At 63.5% G+C, this 22,262-nt stretch carries 23 protein-coding genes; 14 read left to right on the forward strand and 9 right to left on the reverse strand.

The window, feature by feature from the left end:
• Positions 1-114: 114 nt before the first annotated feature.
• Genes ACZYHG_RS05325 through ACZYHG_RS05340 form a run of 4 tightly spaced genes read left to right on the forward strand, consistent with a single transcriptional unit; the run spans position 115 to position 3,411 of the window.
• A complete protein-coding gene (locus ACZYHG_RS05325; RefSeq protein WP_464612864.1) occupies positions 115-996 on the forward strand; it encodes a branched-chain amino acid ABC transporter permease in 882 nt (293 codons plus the stop codon).
• Positions 993-1,955 (forward strand): branched-chain amino acid ABC transporter permease, encoded by a 963-nt coding sequence (locus ACZYHG_RS05330; protein ID WP_464612865.1) that lies wholly within the window; start codon positions 993-995, stop codon positions 1,953-1,955. Before ACZYHG_RS05325 ends, ACZYHG_RS05330 begins: the two co-directional genes overlap by 4 nt.
• Positions 1,952-2,677 (forward strand): ABC transporter ATP-binding protein, encoded by a 726-nt coding sequence (locus tag ACZYHG_RS05335; RefSeq protein WP_464612866.1) that lies wholly within the window; start codon positions 1,952-1,954, stop codon positions 2,675-2,677. The genes ACZYHG_RS05330 and ACZYHG_RS05335 overlap by 4 nt, the downstream gene beginning before the upstream one ends.
• On the forward strand, positions 2,674-3,411 hold the full coding sequence (locus ACZYHG_RS05340; RefSeq protein WP_464612867.1) for an ABC transporter ATP-binding protein: 738 nt from the start codon (positions 2,674-2,676) through the stop codon (positions 3,409-3,411). Before ACZYHG_RS05335 ends, ACZYHG_RS05340 begins: the two co-directional genes overlap by 4 nt.
• On the opposite strand, the gene ACZYHG_RS05345 is transcribed toward ACZYHG_RS05340, so the two are convergent.
• Together ACZYHG_RS05345 and pncA are read right to left on the reverse strand one after the other, a co-directional pair.
• Positions 3,412-4,821: a sodium:proton antiporter gene (locus ACZYHG_RS05345; protein WP_464612868.1), complete on the reverse strand. Its 1,410-nt coding sequence runs from the start codon at positions 4,819-4,821 to the stop codon at positions 3,412-3,414. It lies immediately after the preceding gene.
• A gap of 48 nt (positions 4,822-4,869) precedes the next feature.
• On the reverse strand, positions 4,870-5,484 hold the full coding sequence (pncA, locus tag ACZYHG_RS05350; protein ID WP_464612869.1) for a bifunctional nicotinamidase/pyrazinamidase: 615 nt from the start codon (positions 5,482-5,484) through the stop codon (positions 4,870-4,872).
• Positions 5,485-5,777: 293 nt separating this feature from the next.
• Between pncA and ACZYHG_RS05355 the strand changes: the two genes are divergently transcribed.
• From ACZYHG_RS05355 to ACZYHG_RS05380, 6 genes are read left to right on the forward strand one after another with little or no spacing between them, the layout of a single operon-like run.
• Positions 5,778-6,641, forward strand: a complete 864-nt coding sequence (locus tag ACZYHG_RS05355) for an FAD binding domain-containing protein (protein WP_464612870.1) — start codon at positions 5,778-5,780, stop codon at positions 6,639-6,641.
• Complete coding sequence (locus tag ACZYHG_RS05360; RefSeq protein ID WP_464612871.1) at positions 6,638-9,472, forward strand: molybdopterin-dependent oxidoreductase; 2,835 nt, start codon at positions 6,638-6,640, stop codon at positions 9,470-9,472. The genes ACZYHG_RS05355 and ACZYHG_RS05360 overlap by 4 nt, the downstream gene beginning before the upstream one ends.
• On the forward strand, positions 9,469-11,010 hold the full coding sequence (locus tag ACZYHG_RS05365) for a 6-hydroxynicotinate reductase (RefSeq protein ID WP_464612872.1): 1,542 nt from the start codon (positions 9,469-9,471) through the stop codon (positions 11,008-11,010). Before ACZYHG_RS05360 ends, ACZYHG_RS05365 begins: the two co-directional genes overlap by 4 nt.
• Positions 11,010-11,894, forward strand: a complete 885-nt coding sequence (locus tag ACZYHG_RS05370; RefSeq protein ID WP_464612873.1) for a UPF0280 family protein — start codon at positions 11,010-11,012, stop codon at positions 11,892-11,894. Before ACZYHG_RS05365 ends, ACZYHG_RS05370 begins: the two co-directional genes overlap by 1 nt.
• A complete protein-coding gene (locus tag ACZYHG_RS05375) occupies positions 11,887-12,471 on the forward strand; it encodes an amino acid synthesis family protein (RefSeq protein ID WP_115141479.1) in 585 nt (194 codons plus the stop codon). The genes ACZYHG_RS05370 and ACZYHG_RS05375 overlap by 8 nt, the downstream gene beginning before the upstream one ends.
• Positions 12,468-12,929 carry a MarR family winged helix-turn-helix transcriptional regulator gene (locus ACZYHG_RS05380; RefSeq protein ID WP_027032387.1) on the forward strand — a complete coding sequence of 154 codons (462 nt, stop codon included), beginning with the start codon at positions 12,468-12,470 and terminating at the stop codon, positions 12,927-12,929. The genes ACZYHG_RS05375 and ACZYHG_RS05380 overlap by 4 nt, the downstream gene beginning before the upstream one ends.
• A 33-nt stretch (positions 12,930-12,962) precedes the next feature.
• On the opposite strand, the gene ACZYHG_RS05385 is transcribed toward ACZYHG_RS05380, so the two are convergent.
• The 5 genes from ACZYHG_RS05385 to ACZYHG_RS05405 all read right to left on the reverse strand — a co-directional run bounded on the left by ACZYHG_RS05385 (position 12,963) and on the right by ACZYHG_RS05405 (position 18,100).
• Entirely contained in the window at positions 12,963-13,757 is a 795-nt protein-coding gene (locus ACZYHG_RS05385) for an inositol monophosphatase family protein (RefSeq protein ID WP_464612874.1), read from the reverse strand.
• A gap of 83 nt (positions 13,758-13,840) precedes the next feature.
• The gene (locus ACZYHG_RS05390; RefSeq protein WP_464612875.1) at positions 13,841-14,842 is read right to left on the reverse strand and encodes an LLM class flavin-dependent oxidoreductase; all 1,002 of its coding nucleotides are present in this window, start codon (positions 14,840-14,842) and stop codon (positions 13,841-13,843) included.
• The gene (locus ACZYHG_RS05395) at positions 14,839-15,675 is read right to left on the reverse strand and encodes an arylamine N-acetyltransferase family protein (protein ID WP_464612876.1); all 837 of its coding nucleotides are present in this window, start codon (positions 15,673-15,675) and stop codon (positions 14,839-14,841) included. The genes ACZYHG_RS05390 and ACZYHG_RS05395 overlap by 4 nt, the downstream gene beginning before the upstream one ends.
• Before the next feature lie 72 nt (positions 15,676-15,747).
• Entirely contained in the window at positions 15,748-16,917 is a 1,170-nt protein-coding gene (locus ACZYHG_RS05400) for an AI-2E family transporter (RefSeq protein ID WP_464612877.1), read from the reverse strand.
• A 121-nt stretch (positions 16,918-17,038) separates the two neighbouring features.
• Positions 17,039-18,100 carry an LLM class flavin-dependent oxidoreductase gene (locus ACZYHG_RS05405; protein ID WP_464612878.1) on the reverse strand — a complete coding sequence of 354 codons (1,062 nt, stop codon included), beginning with the start codon at positions 18,098-18,100 and terminating at the stop codon, positions 17,039-17,041.
• A gap of 310 nt (positions 18,101-18,410) precedes the next feature.
• Between ACZYHG_RS05405 and ACZYHG_RS05410 the strand changes: the two genes are divergently transcribed.
• Complete coding sequence (locus ACZYHG_RS05410; RefSeq protein WP_027052925.1) at positions 18,411-18,839, forward strand: DUF6481 family protein; 429 nt, start codon at positions 18,411-18,413, stop codon at positions 18,837-18,839.
• 156 nt (positions 18,840-18,995) lie between these two features.
• Here ACZYHG_RS05410 and sugE read toward each other — a convergent pair whose 3' ends face one another.
• Both sugE and ACZYHG_RS05420 read right to left on the reverse strand, forming a co-directional pair.
• Positions 18,996-19,310: a quaternary ammonium compound efflux SMR transporter SugE gene (sugE, locus tag ACZYHG_RS05415; RefSeq protein ID WP_064990686.1), complete on the reverse strand. Its 315-nt coding sequence runs from the start codon at positions 19,308-19,310 to the stop codon at positions 18,996-18,998.
• Between the two features lie 200 nt (positions 19,311-19,510).
• Positions 19,511-19,636, reverse strand: a complete 126-nt coding sequence (locus ACZYHG_RS05420; protein ID WP_081294138.1) for a hypothetical protein — start codon at positions 19,634-19,636, stop codon at positions 19,511-19,513.
• 211 nt (positions 19,637-19,847) lie between these two features.
• Between ACZYHG_RS05420 and ACZYHG_RS05425 the strand changes: the two genes are divergently transcribed.
• The 3 genes from ACZYHG_RS05425 (at position 19,848) to ACZYHG_RS05435 (ending at position 22,214) form a co-directional block, all read left to right on the forward strand.
• Entirely contained in the window at positions 19,848-20,657 is an 810-nt protein-coding gene (locus tag ACZYHG_RS05425) for a transglutaminase-like domain-containing protein (RefSeq protein ID WP_464612879.1), read from the forward strand.
• A 121-nt stretch (positions 20,658-20,778) separates the two neighbouring features.
• Positions 20,779-21,732 (forward strand): cation diffusion facilitator family transporter, encoded by a 954-nt coding sequence (locus tag ACZYHG_RS05430; protein ID WP_464612880.1) that lies wholly within the window; start codon positions 20,779-20,781, stop codon positions 21,730-21,732.
• 77 nt (positions 21,733-21,809) lie between these two features.
• Entirely contained in the window at positions 21,810-22,214 is a 405-nt protein-coding gene (locus ACZYHG_RS05435) for a GFA family protein (RefSeq protein WP_464612881.1), read from the forward strand.
• Positions 22,215-22,262: the final 48 nt, after the last annotated feature.

Here is a 22,262-nt window from a genome sequence, read left to right on the forward strand (position 1 = left end):
CTTGCTACGGCGGGGATTGGCGAAAACCGCGAAGTCAGCCAATCTCCCCCCTTGAGGGGGAGATGCCCGGCAGGGCAGAGGGGGGTGCCTCGTGCATCCCTCGGTGCCTAGCCCATGCACTTTGGACCCCACCTCCTCCTCGCCGCCCTCGAAGGCCTCGTCACCTCGGCCGTGCTGGCGCTGACCGCGCTCGGCCTCTCGCTGGTGTTCGGCGTCATGCGCGTCGTCAATGTCGCGCATGGCGAGTTCTTGATGCTGGGCGCCGTGCTCGCCTGGGCGATCACCACGGCGATCGGTGGCCATCCGGCGCTCGGCTTCCTGGCGGCACTGGTGATCGCGCCCTTGATCGTCGGCGCCATTGCGCTGGTCGCGGAACGGTTGGTGCTGCGCCGGCTCAACTACAATCCGGAAGCCACCATCGTTGCCACGATCGGCATGCTCTACATCATCCAGCAGCTGGCGCTGACCTTCTATGGTCCGGAGGCGCGGCCCGTCGAGCCGCCGTTCAGCTATCGCATCCTTTTGCCGTGGTTCGGCTATTCCGGCTACAAATTATCGATCATCGCGGCTTCCGCGCTCATCTTGATCGCGACCTGGCTGGTGCTGACGCGCACCAGGATCGGCCTCATTATGCGCGCCACCCAGTATGACAGCGAGACGGCGCAAGCCTTTGGTATCCCGGTCGGCCGCGTCTATGGCGGCGTCTTCGCGCTTGGCGCCATGCTGGCGGCGATCGCCGCGGTGCTGATCGTGCCGATCAGCCAGGCGCATTATCTGATGGGGCAGGATCCGCTGCTGCTCTCCTTCATCGTCGTCATCATTGGCGGTCTGGGCTCCCTGCGCGGCACCGTCGTCGCCGCCGTGCTGATCGGCATGTCCGATGGCATTGTCTCGATGTTCTTCTCGCCGACCTTGGCCAAGATCATCGCCACGCTGCTGGTCGCTATGGTGCTGGTGTTCCGGCCACAGGGCCTGTTCGGGACGGCATCGCGATGAGCGAAGCTTCGCCGGCAAAGGCCTATGCGCTGCATCTCGGCGTCATCGCCCTACTCTTCGTCCTGAGCTTCCTGCTGCCGGACTACTATCACGGCTTGCTCGCCCGCATCATGGTGCTGGCGGTCTTCGCCATGGGCTACAACATGCTGTTCGGCTATGTAGGCCTGCTCAGCCTTGGCCATGCCATGTTCTTCGGCGCTGGGCTTTATGGCGCCGGCCTTGCAGTCATCCAGCTCGGCTGGGGCGTGCCGCTGGCCTTCGTCAGTGGGATTGCCTGCGGCGCGGTGCTGGCGCTGGTGATCGGTCTCCTGGCACTGCGCACCACGGGCGTGGCCTTCATGATCGTCACCATGATGTTCGCGCAGGTGTTTTCCCTGCTGATCCTCTACTTCGCGTCGTGGACCGGGGGCGATCAAGGCATGGTCGTGCCACAACCGGCGCGGGTTCTCACTTTCGGTGCGACATCGCTCGACCTGACCAACCCGACTGTGCGCTACATGAGCGCGCTGGCGTTGTTTTCAATCGTTCTGCTGATCACGCTGGCCATTGTCCGTTCCCGATACGGCCGCGCACTGGTCGCCATCCGCGAGAATGAGGAGCGGACGAAGATGCTGGGCTACGACACCTTCTCCAACAAGCTCATAGCCGTCGTCGTCTCCGGCACCATCTGTGCTGCCTCGGGGGCCGCCTATGCGCTGCTGTTCGGCTATGTCGGATCTAGCTTCGCTTCGGTGCAATATTCGATCCTGCCGCTGCTGTGGGTCCTGCTCGGGGGTGCCGCAACGACGCTCGGGCCGCTGATCGGCACGGTCTTCATGTATTATGTCATCGACATCACCAGCGGCTACACATCAGCCTATCTGCTGATCGTCGGCATCGCGCTCATCCTTTTGGTGCTGTTCTTTCCCAAGGGCATTCTGGGCACCATCCGCCAGCGCTGGCTCGGATGGCTGCCATGATGCCGCTTTTGACCACCAAGGGCCTGTCGCGCAGTTTCGGCGGCCTGCGCGCCGTCGATAGTGTCGACTTCACCTTGATGCCCGGAGAGATCCGCGCAGTTATCGGACCCAACGGGGCGGGGAAGACCACCTTCGTCAGCCTGGTCAGCGGCCGCATCCAGCCCTCTTCTGGAGCCATCGTCTTCGATGGCGCCGACATCACCAGCCTGCCGGCCTATATCAGGGTGCGCCAAGGCATCGCCTATACGTTCCAGATCACCAGCGTCTTCGCCAATCTCAGCGCTTACGACAATGTCGCACTGCCGGTGCAGCGCACGCTGAGCGATGGTCGCTCGAAAGACGCGGTCAAGGCCGGCGTCATGACAGCGCTCGAACGTACCGGCCTGGCCGACCGCGCCCATATGCCGGCCGGGCAATTGTCCTATGGCCACCAGCGCCTTCTGGAGGTGGCGATGGGCCTGGCGCTGAAGCCACGCTTGCTTATCCTCGACGAGCCGACGCAAGGGCTGGCCGACAGCGAGATCGACAATTTCATCGCGCTGGTGCGTGAGATCGCCACGGACGCCACCGTGCTGCTGATCGAACACAACATGCCTGTCGTCATGCAGCTTGCCGACCGCATCACCGTCTTCAACGCCGGCAAGATCCTGGCGGAAGGCACGCCCGAGGCAATCCGCGAAAACGCGGCGGTGCAGGAAGCCTATCTGGGAACCGCCCCATGATTGAAGCGAACAAGGCGGAAAAGAGCAAGACGGAAGCCCTGGTGATCGCGGGACTGGACTGCTTCTATGGCGAGGTCCAGGTGCTCTATCGCCTCGACCTCGTGCTGAACCAGGGCGAGGTCCTGTGCCTGTTCGGCCGCAACGGCGCCGGCAAGACGACGACGCTGAAAGCCATCATGGGTCTTGTCCCGGCGCGTGCCGGCTCGATCAGACTCGCCGGCCAGGAATTGACCGGCCTGCCGGCGCATGAGGTGCCAAAGGCAGGCGTCGCCTATGTGCCTCAGGGAAGACGGCTGTTTGCCGAGATGACGGTGGCCGAAAATATCGAGGTCGGGCTGATGGCGCGAGGCAAGGGCAAGGCGGTGCGGGAAAAGGTGCTCGACCTCTTCCCCTTGCTGCGCCAGCGGCTGAGGCAGCGCTCCGGCACCTTGTCGGGCGGGGAGCAGCAGATGCTGGCGATGGCGCGTGCGCTCTGCCTCGAACCGCAGGTGCTGCTGCTTGACGAGCCCACCGAAGGACTGATGCCGTCGATGATCGCAAAAATCCGCGAGACGGTGTCGACGCTGCGCGACATGGGTGTCTCGACCATTTTGGTCGAGCAACGGGTGGACGCAGTGCTATCGGTCGCCGACCGGGTGTCGTTCATCGAGAACGGTCGCAACCGCGAGACGGTCGACGTCGAGGAATTGCGCGCCGATCCATCGGCCGTCAGGCGCTATGTCGGTGTCGGTTGATCAGCCGAAAAACACAAAGCCCGCGACCAGAAATGTCGGGATCAGCACCAGCCCGGACCAGAGCATGTAGCCGAAGAAGCCTGGCATCTTGACGCCGCGATGCCTGGCGATGGCATAGACCATGAAGTTGGGCGCATTGCCGATATAGGTGTTGGCGCCCATGAACACGGCGCCCGCCGAGATCGCGGCCAGCGTCGAGGCGAACTCGGTCATCAGATGATGGGCATCGCCGCCGGCGAGCTCGAAAAACACAAGATAGGTTGGCGCGTTGTCGAGGAAGGACGACAACGCGCCGGTCAGCCAGAAATAGGCGAGGTCGTTGGGCTGACCCGAGGGAGAGCTGACAAGGGACACCACCGGCGCCAGGGCCCCTTCATGGCTTGCCCGGAGTATGGCGATGACCGGCACGATGCAGATGAAGATGCCGGCGAACAATTTCGCCACCTCCGCGATCGGCCCCCAGTTGAAGCCGTTGGCTTCGCGGTGGCTCTTGTAGGACAGGGGAAGCGACAGCAAGGCCAGCACCAGGATGATGGCGTCGCGCACCAGGTTCTGCAGTTCCAGGCCGACCCCGAACACGGAAAAGCTCACGCCCGGCTTCCAGGCCGCCGACAGCAGGATGGCGCCGATGACGCCGGCGAGCAGTGGAAGATTGGCCAGGCCGCGCAGGCGCACCTTCGTATCCGGCGTCGGATCCTTGATTTTCGGCGCGCCGTTTTCGCGTCGGTGCAGGATGATGTCGATGACCAGGAACACCGCCAGCACGACGAGGCCGACGAACAGCGTCTCCCGGTAGAGATTGGTGGTGGTCCAGAAGAAATCGACGCCGCGCAGGAAACCGACGAACAGCGGCGGGTCGCCCAGCGGCGTCAGGGAGCCGCCAATGTTGGAAACCAGGAAGATGAAGAAGATGACAACATGGGCGTTGAGCGGCCTGTTGTCGTTGGCGCGAAGGACCGGCCGGATCAGGATCATCGAGGCGCCGGTGGTGCCGATGACCGACGCGAGCAGCGCGCCGGCCAGCAGCAACCCGGCATTGACCAGCGGCGTGCCGTGGATGTTGCCGGCCACCAGGATGCCGCCCGAAATCGTGTAGAGCGCAAACAAAAGGATGATGAAGGACATGTATTCGGTGAGCAGCGCATGCAGCACCGCTTCGGTCGCCGAAGGGATGCCGAAGGCCAGTGCCAGCGGTACGATCACCAGCGCTGCCCAGAACGCTGCGATCTTGCCGTAATGATGCTCCCAGACATGGTGGAACAGCAGCGGACCAGTGGCGATCGACAGTAGCAGGCCGGCAAAGGGCAGTGCCCACCATAGCGACATGGTGGCGCCGGGTAGGCCGTGTTCCTCGGCGGCAAAAGCGTGTGCTGGAAGCAGCATGGTCGCGGCGATTGCAGCGCCCGCCATCACCCTCATCGCAACCGGCGAAAACCCTCTCGCAGCCCCCACGCCTGTTCAGTCCGACAACTGGTCTTCAAGCGTCACACCGGCGTCGCGCATGCGCTGCAGCATCGTCTCGAGCGAGCCGTTGAGATCGATGGCGCGGCAGGCGTCGAGCCGAACCGTGGTCTTGAACCCATGGCTGACCGCGTCCAGCGCCGAAAAGCCGACACAAAAATCGGTCGCCAGGCCGACCAGGGTCAGCGTGTCGATGCCGCGCTCCCTGAGATAGCCGGCGAGGCCCGTGGGCGTCGTGCGGTCGTTCTCGAAGAAGGCCGAATAGCTGTCGATGTCGGGGCGAAATCCCTTGCGGATGACAAGTTCGGCCTTCGTCCAGGCAAGGCCGGAGTGGAAATCCGAGCCAAGACTGCCCTGAATGCAATGGTCCGGCCACAGCGTCTGCTGGCCGTAGGGCATCTCGATCGTCGAGAAGGGTTGCGCGCCGGGATGGCTGGAGGCGAAGCTGGAATGGCCGGCGGGGTGCCAGTCCTGCGTCAGCACGACATGGTCGGCGTGGCGGATCATATCATTGACCAGCGGCACGATCTCGTCGCCGCCGGTCACGGCCAACGCACCGCCCGGGCAAAAGTCGTTCTGCAGGTCGATGACAACAAGCGCTTGGTCGGCCATTGGGCCTCCTTCTTCTCTGTGTGGGCTCGGGCTCCAGTAGAAAGATGCCGCTGACGCGACCGGAGGCAGAAACTTGACCAGATGGCCGCCCGCGTCAACCTGCGAAGACGTAACAATCTCGTTGCATGTATCCCCGCAAGGATGATGGTCCAAACTCTGGCTTTGACAATTTCTGCCGGCTTGATATCATTTGCATACGAATGAGTTTCCGGGTGCAAACCGGCAAGACAATCCCAGGGTAGGCGCCCTGGGTGGGCCAATTTCGGGGAAGGCCCTATCTGGGAAGGCAAAGCGTGATCCGTTACGCGAAACCCACCACGGTCGATGAAGCGCTCGCGCTGCTTGGCGAGGGCGCCTGGCGTATCCTCGCCGGCGGCACCGATTTCTATCCGGCGCAAGGCACCAAGCCCCTCCGCGACAATGTCCTTGATATCAACGGCCTGGCGGCGCTGCGCGGCATTGCAGAGACGGACGACCACTTTGTCATCGGTGCGCGCACGACCTGGACCGACATCATCCGCTATCCCTTGCCGCCAGCCTTCGACGCGCTGCAACAGGCCGCGCGCGAGGTTGGTTCGCCGCAGATCCAGAACGTTGCTTCCGTTGCCGGCAATGTCTGCAACGCCTCACCGGCCGCCGACGGCGTGCCGAGCCTGCTCACGCTTGATGCCGAGGTCGAACTGCGTTCGGCAGCGGCAACGCGTTATCTACCCTTGCCGGAATTCATTCTCGGCAACCGCCGCACGGCCCTGCAGCCCGGCGAAATGGTGACGGCTATCCGCGTGCCTAAGCTTGCTGTCGCCGGCACATCGGCCTTCGTCAAGCTGGGCGCGCGGCGCTATCTCGTCATTTCCATTGCCATGGTGGCGGCGCGCCTGGCCGTCGAGAACGGCATTGTCGCGGATGCTGCCGTTGCCGTTGGTTCCTGCTCGGCTGTCGCCAAGCGGCTTGCCGCCGTCGAGACAGCACTGCGCGGATTGCCGGCCGATCACGGGCTCGCCGATGCGGTCCAGTCCGCGCCGATGGCCGAGCTGTCGCCGATCGCCGATGTACGCGGCAGCGCCGAGTACCGGCTCGATGCGGTGCGCGAGATCGTTGCCCGCGCCGTGTTGCAGGCCTGCGGACAGACAAGCGATCACGGAATGGTGGCGGCATGAACCGGGTCTGGCCTGAAGTCGGTGAAACACTGCCTGATCTTGGTGCTGTTCGGCGAGGCATCGGCCTTGAGCGCGCGGATATCGCTTTCGAGGTCAATGGCGATGCCGTTTCCGTCAATGTGCCGCCACTGCGCCGGCTGTCCCTGGTGCTGCGCGATGAGTTGCGGCTGACCGGCACCAAGGTCGGCTGCGACGCCGGCGATTGCGGCGCCTGCACAGTGCTGGTCGATGGCGATCCCGTCTGCGCCTGCCTGATGTCCGCAGCTTCCGCCGCCGGCGCATCGGTGACGACCGTGGAGGGGCTCGCCAATGACCGGCTGTCGGCGCTGCAAGACTCCTTCCTGGCCCATGGCGCGGCGCAATGCGGCATCTGCACGCCGGCGCTGCTGGTCGCGGCGACTGCGCTGCTGGACAAGAAACCGAGCCCGACCGAGATCGAGGTGCAGGACGCGCTGGGTGGTATTCTCTGCCGCTGCACCGGCTATCGGAAGATCATCGCTGCGGTCATGGATGCATCCCTCCAGTCAGCAAGTCTGGATTTCTGCCTGCCTCAGTCCGGCCACGCCGTTGGCGCGTCACCTGTCAGGCTCGATGGCATGCCGAAGGTGACCGGCGGCGAAAAGTTCGGTGGCGATTCCTTCCCCGCCGATGCCTTGTCCGTGCTGGTGGTCCGCTCGCCGCACTATCATGCCAGCTTTGCCTTCGGCGACCTAGATGACTGGGCAAAGAGGCATCAAGGCATCGCTGGCGTCTTCACGGCGGCCGATATTCCGGGAAAGAACTGTTTCGGCGTCATTGGCCCATTCGCGGACCAGCCGGCGCTGGCGGAGGGATTTGCCCGGCTGCGTGGCGAAGCGGTTGCACTGGTCGCCGGCGAGCGCGAAGCCATCCTTGATCTAGACCTATCGGATTTCCCGATCCGCTGGAGCGAGTTGCCGCATTTTCTCCAGCCTGCCGAAGCTCAGGCTGCCGACGCCGCTTTGATCCATGAGAACCGCCCCGCCAATCTTTTGACCAAGGGCTTTGTCGAGCGCGGCAACCCCGAGGCAGCGCTTGCGGATGCTGCTTTTACAGTGTCTGGCGCCATCGACACCTCCTATGTCGAGCATGCCTATATCGAACCGGAAGCCGGCTATGCCTATTTCGATGGCGATACGCTGGTCGTCGTCGCCTGCACGCAAGCGCCTTATATGGACCGCGACGAGACGGCGAAAGTGCTCGGCCTTGCTGTCGACAAGGTGCGCATCGTGCCGACCGCCACAGGCGGCGGCTTCGGCTCCAAGCTCGACGTCTCGCTGCAGCCGCTGATCGGCCTTGTGGCACTGAAGACCGGGCGGCCGGCCGCACTCGCCTACACCCGTAACGAATCGATGATGTCGACCACCAAGCGCCATCCCTCCGAAATGAAGGCGACTATCGGCGCCGATGCTGACGGCCTCGTCACCGGCATGGTCTTTTCAGGCGATTTCAACACCGGCGCCTATGCCAGCTGGGGGCCGACCGTGGCGAACCGCGTGCCGGTGCATGCCTCCGGCCCCTATGCGACGCCGAACTACCGTGCCGAGGGCCGCGCCATCCACACGCATGGTCCGATCTCCGGTGCCTTCCGTGGTTTCGGCGTGCCGCAGGCCACGATCATGCAGGAGACGCTGTATGACGAGCTGGCCGGGAAGCTTGGCATCGACAGGCTCGATTTTCGCCTGAAGAACTGCCTTCGGAATGGCTCCGAAACGGTTACCGGGCAGAGACTGGAATCCGGTGTCGGTATCTTCGAATGCCTCGACTCCCTGCGGTCGCATTGGGCCCGCGCAACGGCCGACGCCGATATATTCAATATATCTAATATAAATAGAAAACGCGGCGTCGGCATCGCGTCCTGCTGGTATGGCTGCGGCAACACCTCGCTGCCCAATCCGTCGACGATCCGGGTCGGCATCTCGCCGTCGGGTGAGGTCATCCTGCACCAGGGCGCTGTCGATATCGGCCAGGGCTCCAACACCGTCATCACCCAGATCTGCGCCGACGCGCTTGGCCTGCCGCTGGAAAGATTCCGGCTGAAGAGTGCCGACACGGCGATAAGTCCCGATGCCGGCAAGACCTCGGCGTCGCGCCAAACCTTTGTCACCGGCAAGGCGGCCGAAAAGGCCGGGCGGGCCTTGCGCGAAAAGATACTGCGCTTTGCCAACGTCTCGGAAAAGGCATCCCTGCAATTGGACGGTTTGGCAATCGTCATCCGCGAGGGCGAGGCTACCCGCCGTATCGATCTCGCCGCGCTCGATGTGGATGCGGACGGCTTCGTCTTCCGCGCCGAGGAAACCTACGATCCGCCGACGCTGCCGCTCGATGCCAAGGGCCAGGGCAAGCCCTATGCCGTCTACGGTTACGGCGCGCAGATCGCCGAGCTGGAGGTCGATCTCAAGCTTGGCACGGTGAAACTGCTGAAAATCACCGCCGCGCATGATGTTGGCAAGGCGATCAACCCGCTGCTGGTCGAAGGCCAGATCGAGGGCGGCATCGCGCAAGGCATCGGCATGGCGCTGATGGAAGAGTATATTCCAGGCCGCACCGAGAATTTGCACGACTATCTCATCCCAACGATCGGCGACGTGCCGCCGATCGAGACCATCCTGATCGAGGTGCCCGACCCGGAAGGGCCGTTCGGCGCCAAGGGGCTAGGCGAGCATGTGCTGATCCCGACGGCGCCGGCAATCCTCAATGCCATCCGCCATGCCACAGGCGTGCTGGTCACCAAGGTTCCGGCGACACCGACCCGTATCCGCGCTGGCATTCGGGAAAAAGATGGGATCCGCGAAAAGGAGGCACGCGCATGAGCGAGCTTGCCGAGCGTTTTGAGACCCATGACCCTGGCGAGAAGCTGGTGGCGGAGAAGATCCGCTGCGATGCCTGCCCGGTGATGTGCTACATCGCCGATGGCCGCACCGGCGCCTGTGACCGCTACGGCAATACCGGCGGAAGGATCGTGCGCATGGATCCGCTGACCATTCTCGACCACGCGGCCGAGACCGGCGCCGCCATGGTGCCCTTTGTCGCAGAGGGCGAGGCTTGGGACGGCGAACTGGTCAACACCGGGCGCCGCTTCGTCACGGCGATAGGCGCCGGCACCACCTATCCCGACTACAAGCCGGCCCCGTTCATCGTCAGCCAGGAGGTCGAGGGCGTCGATCTCGTCACCGTGGTCACCGAAGGCATTTTTTCGTACTGCGGCGTCAAGGTGAAGATCGACACCGACCGTCATCTCGGGCCCGAAACGGCGATCGTCCGCTCCCAAGGCGAAGCGATCGGCCATGTTACGACCGGCGAGTATGGCTCGCAGATGCTGTCGCTGGGCGGTGTGCATCATCTGACCGGCGGCTCCAAGTCGGAAGGCCGCGCGACTTGCGACGCGCTGCTCAATCTGTGCAACCGCAAGCCGGTGGAACTGGCCATCGACGGCGGCGCCACCATCATCGTCGAAGCCGGCAAACCACCTGTCATCGACGGCAAGCAGGAGCACCGCATGCGCGTCGGTTGCGGCTCCGCCACCATCGGCATGTTCGCCACGCAATGGCGCGGCCTGGTCGACGAGGTGGTGGTCGTCGACGACCACATCACCGGCGTCGTCTCCGAGCATCAGGCCGGCAAAGTTCTGGGCTGGCAGGATACCGGGATAAAAATCATCGGCCGCCGGTCGACGCCGGGCCGCTATTTCAAGGTCTCCGAGCCCGGCCTCGGCTGGGGTGGCACCAGCATATCCGACCCGCTGTCGATCCTCGGCGAATGGAACGCCAAGAAGGGCGCTCGCCCCGGCCTGTCGCTGCTGATGGTTTCGACGACTGGTGAGCAATTCGCCTACTACGAACTCGATGATCATCTGAAGCCGGTCGAGAAACCGTTTCCGGAGCGGTTGCAGAAGTCGGTCAATCTGATCGAGGATAATTGCGAGCCGGCACTGTGCACCGTGCTGTTCATCGGCGGCGCCGGTGGTTCGCTGCGCGCCGGCGTCACCGAAAATCCGGTCAATCTCACCCGCTCGGTGCAAGGCCTGAAGACTTATGTGACGGTCGGCGGCGCGCCGGTCTATGTCTGGCCGGGCGGCGGCATCACGCTGATGGTCGATGTCACACGGGTCCCTGAAGGCGCCTTCGGCTATGTGCCGACCCCGGCGCTGGTGGCGCCGATCGAATTCACCTTGCGTCGCGACGACTATATCAGGCTCGGCGGTTACGAGGCTGAGATTCGAAGCGTCGATGACATCGTCGCCAAGGGTGGCGAATATCTCAATCCGCGCCGTGGCTCGGGTGCCGCGGCCCAAAATCCGTGGCCGCCGCTGGCACAGTTACGCCGTAACGGCTCGAATGGGGCCGGGTGATGGACGGCCCCCAGGCGCATTGGCTGCAGGACGGCAAGCGGCTGCATCTCAACCACGGGCCGATCGACCTGATCGTCGAGGCCTTTGGCGAGGCGGATGAGTGTCGTGCTGCCTACGCCCAGGCCATCGCGCGCTTCCAGACGATCCTGGTCGAGTTGGTCAAGGAGCTTCCCGAATTGCGGCTGCCGGCATTCTTCCTGGCGCCACGCACCTTTGAGGGCTCGACGGCACGCCGCATGGAGGCAGCCGTCATGCCCCTGGCGGAATGCTTCATAACACCGATGGCCGCCGTTGCCGGATCGGTAGCCGACGAAATGCTCGCAGCCCTGCTCGCCGGCCGCAAACTCGACCGGGCCTATGTCAACAATGGTGGCGACACCGCTCTCCATATCGGCAAGGGCCGGTCGATGGGCCTGGCGGTCGCCGGAACCGGCAACGGCATGGCCGACCGGATCACGATCCGTGCGGAAGACGGCGTTGGCGGCGTCGCCACCAGCGGTTGGCGCGGCCGCTCCTTCTCGCTTGGCATTGCCGACGCCGTCACCGTGCTGGCGCGGACTGGCGCCGAGGCGGATGCGGCGGCGACGCTGATTGCCAACGCGGTAGACCTGCCCGGCAGTCCCGCCATCAAGCGCATTCCCGCACAGGAATTGTCGCCCGACAGCGATCTCGGCCCGCGCCTGGTGACACAAGCCGTCGGCACGCTTGCATTTGGCGAAGTGGCGCGGGCGCTGGACAATGGCCTTGCCGTCGCCGAAGATTTTCGCCGGCGCGGCCTGATTGCCGCATCGGCGCTGTTTCTCGGCGGTGAGGCCCGCATCAGTGGCTCGGTTGCACTTGCCGCGCCCAACAAGAATCCTAGGGAGGAAATTGCCCATGCCTGAGTTCCCGATCCGCAAGATCGCCGTGCTGAGCGAAGAGATCTTTCATGAGGGCGGGCCGGTCGCGGACGTGCCGCGCCGGCGTGCCGCTGCCATGGCCGTGGTCAAGAACCCGTTCGCCGGGCGCTATGTCGAGGATTTGCAAAGTGCCATGGACGATCTGAAGCCGCTCGGCCTGCTGCTTTCCGACAGACTGATCGCCGCGCTGGGCGGCGACGTCAAGCAGATCGACGGCTACGGCAAGGGCGCCATCGTCGGCATTGCGGGCGAACTGGAGCATGGCGCGCTCTGGCATGTGCCGGGCGGGTACGCCATGCGCGAACGGCTCGGCGACGCCAAGGCGATCGTGCCGTCGGCCAAGAAGGTCGGCGCGTTCGGCTCGAAGCTCGACGTGCCGCTCGGCCATATCAACGCGGCCTATGTGCGCAGCCATTTCGACGCCATGGAAGTCGGCATCAGCGACGGCCCGCGCCCCGACGAGATTCTTTTCTGTCTGGCCATGACCTGCGGGCCGCGCATCCACAACCGCATGGGTGGTCTTGCGGCCGACGGCATCAAGGCCTGGGACGGGCTGCGGTGAGCGGCGAGGACAATCTGCTCAAACTGGTCGAGGCCGAAGAGCCTGAGGACCACGATTACCTCCTGCAGGAGCAGGTCGGCTTCATCCTGCGCAAAGCGCACCAGCGCCATGTCTCTATTTTCGCCGCGCATATCGGCGATTTGACGCCGCCGCAATTCGCGGCGCTGGCCAAGTTGCGCGATGTCGGCGAGACCTCGCAAAACCAGCTCGGCACCCTGATCGCCATGGATGCGGCGACCGTGAAGGGCGTCATCGACAGGCTGAAGGCGCGCGGCTTGGTCGAGCTCTCCAAACATGAGGTCGACAAAAGGCGGCTGCTGGTCAACCTCACCGCCGAAGGCCGCGACGCCATCGAACGGCTGATCCCGCTTGCCCACGAGATCACCAGGGAAACACTGGCGCCGCTCTCGAGCAAGGAGATCGCCACCTTCACGAAGCTGCTGGCCAAGCTGGCTTGAGGCCTGCCGGATTTCTGTTGCTTGAGATCGTGGTCAGGGCTTGAACACCCCTGAGCAAAGATCTTGCAGCTTCGAAAAGACGCCCTTGCCGCCTGAGATGACCTGTGTGCCGCTCTGCAGCACCGTCTTCGGATCTGCCTTCAGAACGGTGCCACCGGCCTCCTCGATCAGCAGCATGCCGGCCAAGCAGTCCCAGGCGTTCATGTGTTCTTCCACATAGCCAAGCAGCCGGCCCGAGGCCACATAGGCCAGCATCAGGGCGCCGGAGGCGTTGCGGAAGAAGACGCCGCCTTCGGCCAGGATCTTCTTGATCAGCACGGCGATATTGTCGGCCTCGGCCCGGTTCGAGAATCCGGTCCCCACCGAGCCCTCTTCCAGGCTGGTCGCCGCACTTGTCCTGATCGACCTGCCGTTGACGAAGGCGCCGCCGCCGAGCCTGCCGTGAAACGTCTCGCCCGTCGACGGTTCGTGGATGACGCCGACGACCGTCTCCCCATCCCTGGCGCAAGCGATCACCACGCACCAGGCCGGAATGCCGCGCACGAAATTGGCGGTGCCGTCGATGGGATCGATGACCCAGACATAGCCGGTCGCGCCCGCGACCGAGGCATGCTCCTCGCCGACGATGCCATCTTGCGGATAATCAGCGGCGATGGCCGCGCGGATGAACAGTTCAACCTCGCGGTCGGCTTGCGAGACCAGGTCCTGATGGCCCTTGCTCTCGATGGTCAGGCTGTCGAGGTCGCGGAAATATTTGAGGCCAAGCTCGCCTGCCCGCCGCGCCAGATCGATGGCAAACTGCGTGCGGGCGTCAAGATCATGTGTCACGGGAAAGCTCGCTCTTGCCTCTGGAGGCTCCGCACTTAGCAGAGCATCGCTACCGGCAAAAGGACCCCGCGAGACACAAAACGTCAGGCTGCCTGCGACAGCGATTTGTGCGCGTCGGCCAGGATCTCGAACGAGCGCACCCGGGAAGCATGATCAAAGATCTGTGCGGTGACCATCAGTTCGTCGGCGCCAGTGCGGCGCACGAAGGCATCGATGCCATGGCGGACCGTTTCGGGAGAGCCGACGACGGCGCAGGACAATGCCTGGCCGAGCATGGTCTTGGCCATCGGGTCGAGATCCCGATCATAGTTCTCGACGGGCGGCGGCAGTCTTCCTGGGCGGCCGGTGCGCAAATTGACGAAGGCCTGCTGCAGCGAGGTGAACAGCAGGCGCGCCTCGGCATCGGTGGGCGCGGCGAAAACATTGAGGCCGAGCATGACATGCGGTCTGTCGAGCTGTTCCGACGGCTGGAAGCGCGAGCGGTAAATATCCAGCGCTTGATCGAGCTCTGCCGGTGCGAAATGCGAGGCGAAGGCGTAGGGCAGGCCGAGCATGGCGGCGAGCTGCGCGCCATAGAGGCTGGAGCCGAGAATCCAGATCGGCACGGTCTGGCCCTCGCCGGGCACGGCGCGCAAGCGCTGGCCTTCCTCGGCCGGCAGGAAATAGCCCATCAGCTCGACGACATCCTGCGGAAAATTGTCGGCGCCGGCCTCAAGGTTGCGGCGCAAGGCGCGCGCGGTGTTCATGTCGGTGCCGGGCGCCCTGCCAAGGCCGAGATCGATGCGGCCGGGAAACAAGGCAGCCAGCGTGCCGAATTGCTCGGCAATGACCAGCGGCGCATGGTTGGGCAGCATGATGCCGCCGGCGCCGACGCGAATGGTTTTGGTGCCGCCGGCGACATGGGCGATGACCACGGATGTGGCGGCGCTCGCAATGCCCGGCATGTTGTGATGCTCGGCCAGCCAGTAGCGCTTGTAGCCCAGGCGCTCGGCATGGCGGGCGAGATCGAGCGAGTTGGCCAGCGACTGCGAGGCATCGCTGCCTTCGACGATCGGCGACAGGTCGAGAACGGACAATTCGGTCATGCGTTGGTCTCCACGATCTTCTTCTCACGCACCTTGGACTGAAAAGCCGTGCGGTCGGGAATGATGATGCCGAGCTGGCCCTGCAGCGTGTCGGCAAGTTCGGCGGCGGTGGCTATCTCTGTCTGCTCGGTACGGCCACCAATGTGATGGATCGACAGGCGATTGCCGCGCAAAGCGTAACGCCGGTCGGGCGCTGCGCGCGCCGCCACAACAGTCGTCAGGAAATGCGATATCGGGTTGGTCGACAGGAAGTAGCTAGTGACGGAATAGTCGACCTCAAATTGCGGCTGCAGATCGAAGCGGTAGAGCGAGCGCCAGTCGCCGCCGATGGCAGCCTGCAGGCGGAAATGATCGTCGACCTCGACAAGCCGGAACGTTTCGTGCGGGGTTTTTTGTTCCGCACCGGAGTCCAGCAACAGTGGTGCGGTCAGGGTCAGGCCGCCGAAGCCGACATCGGCGATATAGGTCCGGCCATCAAGCTCTATGCGCAGCAGCATGTGGCTGCGCGCGGTGATGGCGTCCTCGCTCTGACCCCAGAGCACACGCGCGGCGAGGCCGCTGACCTCAAAACCAAGCGCCCTCAGCGCATGCATGAAGAGGAGGTTGTGCTCGAAGCAATAGCCGCCGCGCCTGCCAAGGACGATCTTGTCCTGCAGCGCGGCGAGGTCGAGTCTAACTGGGTTGCCAAGGAACGGATCAATGTTTTCGAACGGGATTGCCTGCGGATGCAGGAAATGCAGCGCCTTCAGCGTGTCCAGCGATGCGTCCCGAGGACCGGCGTAACCGATGCGAGCGAGATAGGCGTCGAGATCGAAGGAAGGAATGTCGCTCATTGCGGAAGGTACCGGGCGTTGATCGGCCGGATATAGGCATTCGATCCCGCCGCCGCAAACAGCGTCCACCTTCTAGGCGGCGGCCTTGCTGTTCTCGTCCGTCGACTCCTCCTCTGCCACGGCGGTTTGCTGCGCGGCGAGGAAATTGCCGACATGGCTGAGCCCGTCGAAATGATCGCAGAACACCTTGATGACGACCAGAAGCGGCACCGCCATCAGGGCGCCGACGAAGCCCCACAGCCACGACCAGAAGGCGATGGCGATGAAGATCGCCACGGCGTTGATCTCCAGGCGCCTGCCGACCACCATCGGCGTCACGAACTGGCCTTCGACGATGTCGCACAACAGCACGAAGGCCGGCGCCAGGAGCGCGTAGGAAATGGTATCGAAGCTGATCAAGGCCATGACCGTGACCAGCACCAGGGTCAGCAGCGCGCCGACATAGGGCAGGAAGTTGAGGAGTGCCGCGGCCACGCCCCAGACCAGCGGGTTGGGCATGCCGAGCGCCCACAGGCCAAGGCCGATGACGGTGCCCAGACCGGCATTGATGATGGTGACGGTGAGCAAATAGTGTGAGATTTCACGCTCGACATCAAAAACGACACGCAGCGCCCGCTTCTTCTCACTGAGGCTGGCGAAGGACTGGATGATCTTTTCGTAGAACATCGTGCCCGAAGCGAGCAGGAACAATGAAAGCACGAAGATGATGGTGAGGCTCGTTCCCGCCGACAGGATGTTGCTGGCGGCGGACGACAGGATGCCGGACTGGGCAACCGCCACCTTCTGCACGCCGGGCTCCTGCGTGGTCTCGGTCAATTGCTCGATCTGATGCGAGACCTGCATGATCTTTTCGAGCGGACGCTGCAGTTGCGCCAAGCGCTCGGTGAGCTGCTGGCCGATCGATGACGTGTTGTTGATGAGGTCGATCACCGGACCGCTGAGCAGGTAGCCTGCGCTGGCAAACATGCAGATCGAGAGCAGAACCAGAAGAGTCGCCGAGATCACTTCGGGAATGCCGCGCTTGCGGAGCAGCCGCACGATCGGCGTCAATGTCAGGGCCAGCAGGAAAGCCAGGATGACCGGCATGAAGAAGGCGCGGGCGAAATAAAGCGCGTAGATGGTCATGAAAATGAAGATGCCGATGAGCAATGAGCGCATGAGATGGGTATCCGTGCGAGCCGCGACGCGCACGTCTTCAGCCTCTGCAGCACCTGCGCCCAAAGCGGCGGGTTCGGCTTTCATCACGGTCCCTCAACGGCGCACCGCAATTGGTGCGATCCGTCGACCAAAAACGCCGGCGTGGCTTCAAGGTTCCGTTAGCCGGCAGGCCCGCGTCAGCAGGCCAGCCATTGGCTCATCTGGCTCAGGCGACGGGCACTGCCATCGCAGGCGCGGATTTCGCCGTTTCCTTGCGCACGATCGGCGCCACCCGAGTGCCGTAGAGTTCGATCGCCTTCATGATCTTGGCGTGCGGCATGGTGCCGATCGCCATCTGCAGCAAGAAGCGGTCATTGTTGAAAATCCTGTGCTGGGCGACGATCTTTTCCGCCACCTGCTCGGGATTGCCGACGAACAGGGCGCCACTCGGACCACGCGACTGGTCGAAATGCGCCCGCGATGTCGGACCCCAGCCGCGCTCACGGCCGATGCGGTTCATCACTTCCGCCTGCGGACCGTAAAAGTCGTCCGCCGCCTGTTCGGTCGTCTCGGCAATGAAGCCATGCACGTTGATGCTGGTGGCGAGGCCCGACGGGTCAGCCTCGGCGCGCTTCGCGGCCTCGCGGTAGACATCGAACAACGGCGCGAAGCGGGCCGGCTCGCCGCCAATGATGGCGAGCGCCAGCGGCAGGCCGAGCGCGCCCGCGCGGGCGGCCGACTGGGGCGTTCCGCCAATGGCGATCCAGATCGGCAACCTGTCCTGGAGCGGCCGGGGATAGACACCGCGATCGTTGATCGGTGCGCGCAGATTGCCGGACCATGTGACCTTGACGCTGTCTCGGATGGCCAGCAGCAGATCGAGCTTTTCGGCGAACAGCTCGTCATAGTCCTCCAGATTGTAGCCGAACAACGGGAAGGATTCGATGAACGAACCGCGCCCGGCCATGATCTCGGCGCGGCCGCCCGACAGAAGATCGAGCGTGGCAAACTGCTGGAAGACGCGCACCGGATCGTCGGAGGAAAGCACGGTGACCGCGCTGGTCAGCTTGATGCGTTTCGAGCGCTCGGCAGCGGCCGCCAGGGCCACAACCGGCGCTGAGGCGGCATAGTCAGGCCGGTGATGTTCGCCGAGACCGAAGACGTCGAGACCGACCTGGTCGGCCAGTTCGACCTCCTCGATCAGGTTGCGCAGCCGCTCATGCGGGCCGATGGCGCCGGGGCCAGGCTGCGGGCTGACGTCGGCAAAAGTGTAAAGACCGAGTTCCATGTGATGTCATCCAGGTGTTGGGTTTTGCGGCTAGAAGCAATTCCAGGAAAAGTGTGAAACGGTTTTCCGTCCGGAATTGCGTCAAAGCAAGAAAAGAGCGGTTCACGGAAAAGGTGAACCGCTGACGTAGCGAGCGACCTGCCTCGCCGCCAGAGGCGTGGACGGTGAACAGTGCAGGTCGTTTTGCAGGGAAAAGGCGTCTCCCGGCTGCAACATCGCGGAATTTCATGGCTGGCATACCGTTTTGGCGCTTGAACTCTCGGTATTCGCGCGTATGTAAGCGTCGCGAATTGACTTCAGGGAAGTGGACTTGGCTATCTACAGGGAAAAAGACATTTTCGAGCGGCGCAATGCCGCGAACGAGGCAAAGAAGGCGCTTCTGGAGCGCTTCAAGTCGAAGCCGGCGGCAGACGATCCCGCAGTGCTGGCGCGACAGGCCGAACGCAAGGCAATCCTCGAAGCCCGCGAAATTCGTGAGGCCGAGAAGGCAAGGCTGAAGCAGGAAAAGCTGGCACGCGAGGCGGTCGAGAAGGCCGAGCGCGAGGCCGCGGCCGAAGCGGCGCGTATTGCAGCCGAAGAGGCAGCACAGGCTGAAGCGAAGATCAAGGAAGCCGAAGAGACCGAGCGCATTGCTCGCTTGCTGGCCGACGAAGCCGAGCGCAAAGCAAAACGCGACGCACGCTATGCGGCGCGCAAGCAGCGCACCGGCAGAACGCCCCCAGGCTTCTCCGCCCGCTAAGGCCTTTTCGGCCAAGCTTCGAAATTTGGAATCAGGGTCGCCTTGCAGCGGCCCTGAACGCGTTTGCATGAAAACAAAGCCTTGAGCTTCTCCGAGGCGGATCGTCCCAGCGGCGCACATCCTCGGGCCAATCCCGAGGGTGTGCGTTTGGACGCATCAGGCCGCGAACTTCAGCCCCATGATGCCGCAGACGATCAGCGCGATACAGGCCAGCCTGATCGCGGTGGCGGGCTCGCCGAGCAACCAGATGCCGAGCAGCGCCGTGCCGACGGTGCCGATGCCGGTCCACACCGCATAGGCGGTGCCGACGGGAAGCGCCTTCAGCGCCAGGCCAAGCAAGGTAAGGCTGACGATCATGGACGCGACGGTCAGCACCGTTGGTACCAGTTTCGAGAAACCGTCAGTGTATTTGAGGCCGATCGCCCAGCCGATTTCGAACAGGCCTGCGAAAAACAGAAGAATCCAGGACATCGGAAAACGCTCCATCCAGCATCGGGCCGGAACACAATCCGATCCGGGATGCTTGATCAATGATGGGCGGGTCGTCCCGACCGAATTTTCGGAGGTGCGAGGTCGTCCCCGCGCCAGAGGTATAGGCTTGTCCAAACGCCCGATCAACCCGGCGGCATTGCCTGACGCCGCCGGTGGGATTTCGCCGCGTTTGCCGAGGCCTACTTCTCTTTGATGCGCATCGCCTTGACCGGCGGCGCCTTCAGGGCGGGAGCGGCTGCCGGCTTCTTGGCATCCTTCTTCGGCTTGCGAGCTTCCTTGCCTGCCTTCATCGCACCTTTAGCCATGATTCGTTCCTCCAGTTGCGGGGAGTGAAGTGAAACAAGAGAAACGCTTTGCCGCAAGAGGGCAGCTTCTGTCACGACTGCCGGTCGGCCGCTTTCAACCGATTTCTAATTTGCTCGTAAACCATGGCGGTCCGTGCCATTGTCATTCTCGCACTGCAGCATCGATCCGTGCTTTCGCCGGGTGATCGTCAGGCAGGCGGTCAGGACGACAATGCGGATCCACATTGGCTGCGAGATGAGCTTCGACTTTCCGCAGGAAACGCCGCTCATTGCGATGCTCAATGTCCACTATTCCCGCGCCTCCGACCTTGAGCGCCCGGATTTTTTGACCTCCAACCCGCCGGTGCCGATCGAAAGCTACCGCGACAGTTTCGGCAATTGGTGCAACCGCTTCGTTGCGCCGCCCGGCCGGTTCACCTTCGGCACCGATGCGGTGATCCGCGCGCCCGGCACATTCGAGATGGGCGACCTGATGGCCTGGCAGCACGAGGTGCGCGACCTGCCGGCGGAGACGCTGCTGTTCCTGCTGCCCAGCCGGTTTTGCGAGAGCGACCTTCTGGCCAGCGAGGCGTGGCGGCTGTTCGGCCATACACCGCTCGGCATACCGCGCGTGCAGGCGGTTTGCGATTTCGTCCACAACCATATCGTCTTCAGCTATGGCAATGCGCGGCCGACGCGTACTGCAGCGGAAACCTACCGCGAGCAGAGCGGCGTGTGCCGCGACTTCGCGCATCTCGCCGTCACCTTCTGCCGGGCGCTCAACATCCCGACGCGTTACTGCACCGGCTACATCAGCGATATCGGCCTGCCGAAGCCATGGTCGAGCATGGATTTCGCCGCCTGGATGGAAGTCTATCTCGGCGGCCGCTGGCATGTCTTCGACCCCCGCAACAACTCGCCTCGCATCGGCCGCATCCTGATCGCCTCCGGACGCGACGCGGCGGATGTGCCACTGACCCATATTTTCGGACCGGGCACGCTTGCCGGCTTCAAAGTATGGACCGACGAGATCGTCGAATAGAAAGCGTTCCCGCCGCAAGTTCTCAAAGGTCTGAACGACCGGACGGTTCGCGCGTTGTGCTGCCTGTGGAGCTTCAGCCGCTGGGCGGCTACAATGGGCATCCTGAAGAGGACAAGGACGCATGGCCGGGCATGGCGGCTCGAAAACGGTCATCTACGCGGCGCTGGCCGGCAATCTGGCCATCGCGGTCACCAAGTTCGCCGCGGCCTTCTTCACCGGCAGCTCGGCGATGCTGTCGGAAGGCGTCCACTCGCTGGTCGATACCGGCAATGGCGGGTTGTTGCTCTACGGCATGCATCGAGCCGCGCGCCCCGCCGACCGCACGCATCCGCTTGGCCACGGCCGCGAGCTCTATTTCTGGAGTTTGATTGTCGCCTTGCTCGTCTTCGCGCTGGGCGCCGGTGTGTCGTTCTACGAGGGCATTATCCACATCATGGCGCCGGAGCCTGTCGCCAACGTCAAGGTGAATTATATCGTTCTCGGCCTGTCGTTCCTGTTCGAAGGCAGCTCCTGGCTGGTGGCGCTGAAGGAATTTCGCCAGCAAAAAGGCAAGCAAGGCTGGCTGCAAGCCGTGCAATCGAGCAAGGACCCGAGCGTCTATACCGTGCTGTTCGAGGACAGCGCGGCGCTACTTGGCCTGATCGTCGCCTTTGCCGGCATATTGGCGGCGGAGCTGCTGGAGATGCCGGAGCTCGACGGCGCGGCTTCGATCGGCATTGCGCTCATCCTCGGCGCGACAGCAATCTTTCTCGCTCGTGAAAGCAAGGGGCTGCTTATCGGCGAGCCGGCCTCTCCCGAAGTGCAGAAAAAAGTGTTGGCGATCGCCCAGCAAGATCCGGCGGTGCAACGGGCGAACGGCGTCCTGACCGTTCACATGGGACCGCAAGAGATCGTTGCCGGGCTCAGCATCGAGTTCGAGGATCACCTGACGGCGCCGGAGGTCGAGGCCTGCGTCGAGCGCCTTGAGGCGCTGCTGAAGAAAGAGATGCCGGAGATCACGCGGCTGTTCGTCAAACCGCAGACGTCAGGCACTTGGGAACAGCGTCGCAAGCTGATCGAGGCCGCGTCCAACTAGCCGCTGGACCATCGCTGCGCCGTTGCCCTGCCGCGCGGCCCCGCTAAGATCGGTCGATGGATTTTGGAGGAGCGAAAATGAAAATCGACGGCGGATGCCATTGCGGCGCCATCACATATGAAGCGGAGGTCGATCCGGAAAAGACCTCTATCTGCCACTGCACGGACTGCCAGCAACTGACCGGGACGGCCTTCCGTCTGACGGTTCCAGCGCCTGAGAACCATTACCGGATCACCCGGGGGACGCCGAAAATCTACATCAAAACCGTAGCGAGCGGCGCCAAGCGCGTTCAGGCCTTCTGTGCCGACTGCGGTTCACATCTTTACGCAACGTCGGTCGGCGATGGCCCGAAAATCTATGGGATTAGGGTAGGCACTGCGCGGCAACGCCAGGATTTGACCCCAAGACAACAGAAGTGGCACAGGTCGGCTCTGCACTGGCTTCCGGAATTCGAAGGCATGGCGACCGTGGAGGAGCAGTAGCACCTCTCGGGTGGAAAGCCGCCCAAGACAAGCGATTATGTGCTAGCC

It is taken from the genome of Mesorhizobium subarcticum (assembly GCF_055456085.1).